Raw genomic sequence first — 4,543 nt, 5'->3', positions numbered from 1 at the left:
GGCCCCCGCCGTCAGAGGGGCCCAACATGATCAGATTCACGATACGGCGACTGCTCTCGGGACTCGTCCTCCTGCTCGTCGTCACCTCCGCCACCTTCTTCCTTGCGCACCTGGCCATCGGCGACCCCACCGCCGGCCTGCTCGGAAACAACGCCACACCGGCCCAGCGGGCGGCGCTGCACGAGAAGCTCGGCCTGGACCGCCCGATCATCACCCAGTACTGGGACTGGTTCTCGCACGCCATGCGCGGCGACTTCGGCACGTCCTGGCGCAACTTCCAGCCCGTCTCGGACCAGATCGCCCTCCGCGTCCCGGTCACCCTCTCGGTCGTGCTGGCCGCCACCCTCCTCGCCGCCGTGCTGGGCCTGGTCGTCGGCGTCGCCACCGGCCTGCGCCCCGGCGGCCTCCTCGCCCGCGTCCTCAAGGTCGCCTCCGTCGTCCTGTTCGCCCTGCCCGGCTTCTGGGTCAGCCTCGTCCTCGTCATGACGTTCGCCGTGCGGCTCAAATGGTTCCCCGCGGTGGGCTACGTACCCTTCGGCCAGTCCCCGTCGGCCTGGCTCAGCTCCATCACCCTGCCGTCCGTCGCCCTGGCCCTCGCCGCGATCGTCATGATCGCCGAACAGCTCAGCAACGGCTTCCTCGAAGTCAGCGGACAGGACTTCGTCCGCACCCTGAAGGCCCGCGGCCTGTCCTCCCGCCGCGTCACCCTGCACGTCCTGCGCAACGCCTCGCCCGCCGCGCTCACCGTCCTCGCGGTGATGTTCGTCGGACTGCTCGGCGGCGCCATCGTCGTCGAGATCATCTTCAACCTGCCGGGCATCGGGAGCCTCACCCAGTCCGCCTCCCAGATCGGCGACATCCCCATCCTCCTCGGCCTCACCGCCGTCACCGTCGTCTTCGTCGTCCTCATCAACTTCCTGCTCGACCTCGTGCTCGGCTGGATCAACCCGAAGGTGCGCGAGATATGACCGAAGCCGCACTGCCCCTCACGGACGCGGCCGTCCGGGCCGACCAGCGACTGTGGGCGCGCTACCTGCGCCGCCCGCTCGGCGTCGCAGCCCTGGCGGTGTTCCTCCTCGTCGTCCTCGTCGGACTCCTCGCCCCGCTGCTCGCCCCGCACGACCCCAACCTCGTCGACTACAACCTCACCCAGGCACCGCCCGGCGGCGACCACCTGATGGGCGGCGACTCCGCGGGCCGCGACATCTTCAGCCGGCTGCTGTACGGCGCCCGGACCACCGTCTACGGCGCGGCCGTCGCCTGCTTGGTGGGCGTCGGACTCGGCGTCCCCACGGGCATCGCGGCCGGCTACTTCGGCGGCCTCGCCGACCGGATCAGCTCCTGGATCAGCGACGGCCTCCAGTCCGTGCCCGGCATGATCGTCCTGCTCATCGTCGCCGCCGGCACCGGCGCCGACTTCACCGTGCTGATGGTCACCGTGGGCGCCTTCATGGCCCCCGGCTACTACCGCATCTCCCGCTCCAAGGCCCTCGCCGTCCGCCGGGAGCCCTACGTCGACGCCGCCCGCGTCGCCGGACTCACCCACGGCCGGATACTCCGGGCCCACATGCTCCGCGCCGTCCGCGCCCCCGTCATCATCCAGACGGCCCTCACCGCCGGCGTCGCCATGGGCATGCAGACCGGCCTCCAGTTCCTCGGCGTCGGCACCGGGTCCACACCCGACTGGGGCCAGATGATGAACGACGGCTTCCGCACCATGGGAACCCACCCGCTCATCCTGCTGTGGCCCTCCGTCGCCCTGGGCGTGACCATCGCCGCCCTCGCCTTCATGGGCTCGACCCTCGCCGACCTGGTCAGCGCGCGCACCGCACCTGCCCCCCGCCGCCGCGGCAAGGAGACCGACCGGCGCACCGAGGCCACCACCGCCGCCAGCGGCGAACTGACCCACCCCGCCGAGGTCAGCGCCCTGCGCATCGACAACCTCCGCGTCGGCTACCGCACCCCGCAGGGCGACAAGCAGGTCGTCCGCGGCGTCAGCCTGGACGTCGCCCCCGGCGAGGTCCTCGGCATCGTCGGCGAGTCCGGCTCCGGCAAGTCCCAGACCATGTTCTCCGCACTGGACCTGCTGCCCGACGAGGGCAGCGCCGCCGCGGACGGCATCTGGATCGGCGGCGAGTCCGTGGCCGGCCTGTCGCGCGCCCGGCGCCACGCCCTGCTCGGTACCCGCGTCGGCTACGTTCCCCAGGAGCCGATGAGCAACCTCGACCCCTGCTACACGATCGGCCACCAGCTCACCGAGCCGCTGCGCGCCGTGCACGGGCTGAGCAAGGCCGACGCCCGCGCCCGCGCCCACGAGGTGCTGGTACGCGTCGGCATCACCGACCCCGAACGCGTCATGGCCTCCTACCCGCACCAGGTGTCCGGAGGCATGGCCCAGCGCGTCCTGATCGCCGGCGCCGTCGCCGGCAAACCGGACCTGCTGGTCGCCGACGAGCCCACCACCGCGCTGGACGTCACGGTCCAGGCCGAAGTCCTCGAACTGCTGCGGGAACTCCAGCAGGAGTACGGGATGGCCCTCGTCATCGTGACCCACAACTTCGGCGTGGTCGCCGACATCTGCGACCGGGTCGCCGTCATGAAGGACGGCCGGGTCATCGAGTCCGGCACCGTCGAGCGGATCTTCGCCGAACCCGGCGACCCGTACACCGCCGAACTCATCCGCGCCTCGCAGGACGACACCGAGAGCCGCGACGACCTGGACGCGGCCTGGCACGGGGCCCGGAAGGTGACCGCATGACCGGCACCGGAGCAGACAAGGAAACGGAGGGCGCCCAGATGGAGAAGGACGTGGAGGCGCGGGACGGCGCGGCGCTGCTGGAGGTGAACGACGTCGTCGTCGACTACCGGCGCGGCCGCGACACCTTCCGCGCGCTGAAGGGCGTCTCGATGACCATCGGAGCCGGCGAGTGCGTGGGCCTGGTCGGCGAGAGCGGGTCCGGCAAGTCGACGCTCGGCAAGGCCATCCTGGGCCTGGCCGAGGTCTCCTCCGGCAGCATCCGCTTCGACGGCCGGGACATCACCCACCTCAAGGGCGCCGCCCGCCGCCGGCTGGCCGCCGACCTCCAGGTGGTCTTCCAGGACCCCTACGGCTCGCTCGACCCGACCATGACCGTCGGCCAGATCCTCGCCGAACCGCTCACCGCGTCCGGCACCGGCCGCGCCGGGGCACGCGCCACGGTCGCCGAGATGCTCGACCACGTCCGCCTCCCCGCGGACACCGTCGGGCGCTACCCCGGCGAGTTCTCCGGGGGCCAGCGCCAGCGCATCGCCATCGCCCGCGCCCTGGTGCGGCGCCCCCGCCTCATCGTCTGCGACGAACCCGTCAGTGCCCTGGACCTGACCACGCAGGCGGCGGTGATCGACCTGTTCATCGACATCCAGCGCGAGACCGGGGTCTCCTACCTCTTCGTCTCGCACGACCTCGGCGTCGTACGGCGGATCTGCCACCGGGTCTCGGTCATGTACCAGGGGGAGTGCGTGGAGACCGGACCGAACGAGAAGGTCACCCGCGCGCCCGAACACCCGTACACGCGACGGCTGCTGCTGGCCTCGCCGGTCGCCGATCCGGCCCGGCAGGCGGAGCGGAGACGGAGCCGGCTCGGGCTTCGTGCGACAGCCGCCCCGCCAGTACCGTAGGGGACACCATGCCTAAAATCATTGACCACGATCAGCGACGCCGGGAGATTGTCGCGGTCGCGAAGAAGCTCATCATCCAGGGCGGCTTCGAGGCCGCGACCATGCGCAGCATCGTCGCCGAGGCCGGCTTCGCCAACGGTGCGCTGAAGCGCTACTTCCCCAGCAAGGACAGCATCGTGGCCGCCACGTTCCAGAGCGTCCTGGCGGAGATGAGCGAGCAGATCGGCCCGAGCGAACCGGACGGCGACCCGCGCGAGGCGCTGCGCCACGACATCGAGGCGACACTGCCGCTCGACCGGTACCGCATCGACTCCGCCCGCGTGCTGCTCGCGCTGTGGGAGCACTCGGTGGCCAACGAGGAACTGGCCTCGCTGTACCGGGAACACCTGCACGTCTGGCGCCGCCGGCTCGCCGAGCGCATCGCCGCCGCGCGCGGCAAGGGCGAGACCCCGGACACGCCCGCGGTCTCCGAGCTGGCCGGAGAGGTGATCGGGGTGTCCATCGGCGCCAACGTCACCTCGCTGATGTTCCCGGACGGCGCGCTGATCCCCGAATACCGCGCCTACGTCGACCGGTTGATGCGCAACCTCGACAACTGATCCGTCTCCGGCGGACCACCGTGCCCGTTTCCGGGCTTCGACGAAGACCTGACGAAGGACCGCCATGCATGTGCGAGGCAGGCTGTTCATCGGCGGCGCATGGGCCGCCGCCGGTGACGGAACGGAATTCACCACCCGCGACCCCGCCACCGGGGAGGTGCTGGGGACCTGTGCCCAGGCCGGACCGGCCGAGGCCGACGCCGCCGTCGACGCGGCCCGGCGGGCCCTGGCCGACCCGGCGTGGGCCGCGCTGTCCGCCGCGGAGCGGGCCCGGCTGCTGTGGCGGG

At 71.8% G+C, this 4,543-nt stretch carries 5 protein-coding genes; all 5 read left to right on the top strand.

Annotated features, from left to right (window positions below):
* Positions 1-968 (top strand): ABC transporter permease (locus MHW47_RS32280; RefSeq protein WP_308381738.1); only part of this gene is annotated, 968 nt, incomplete at its 5' end.
* Positions 965-2,758 (top strand): dipeptide/oligopeptide/nickel ABC transporter permease/ATP-binding protein, encoded by a 1,794-nt coding sequence (locus MHW47_RS32275; protein ID WP_239227405.1) that lies wholly within the window; start codon positions 965-967, stop codon positions 2,756-2,758. The genes MHW47_RS32280 and MHW47_RS32275, both read left to right, overlap by 4 nt.
* A 38-nt stretch (positions 2,759-2,796) precedes the next feature.
* Positions 2,797-3,657: an ATP-binding cassette domain-containing protein gene (locus MHW47_RS32270; protein WP_239227406.1), complete on the top strand. Its 861-nt coding sequence runs from the start codon at positions 2,797-2,799 to the stop codon at positions 3,655-3,657.
* Positions 3,658-3,665: 8 nt separating this feature from the next.
* The gene (locus tag MHW47_RS32265) at positions 3,666-4,256 is read left to right on the top strand and encodes a TetR/AcrR family transcriptional regulator (protein WP_239227404.1); all 591 of its coding nucleotides are present in this window, start codon (positions 3,666-3,668) and stop codon (positions 4,254-4,256) included.
* A 64-nt stretch (positions 4,257-4,320) separates the two neighbouring features.
* On the top strand, positions 4,321-4,543 hold a 223-nt coding region (locus MHW47_RS32260; RefSeq protein WP_239227403.1), incomplete at its 3' end, for an aldehyde dehydrogenase family protein.

The organism is Streptomyces sp. OfavH-34-F (assembly GCF_022347745.1).
Lineage (GTDB): Bacteria > Actinomycetota > Actinomycetes > Streptomycetales > Streptomycetaceae > Streptomyces.
Note: the sequence above shows the minus strand (reverse complement) of the source record. Positions and strands in the feature narration are given on the sequence as shown.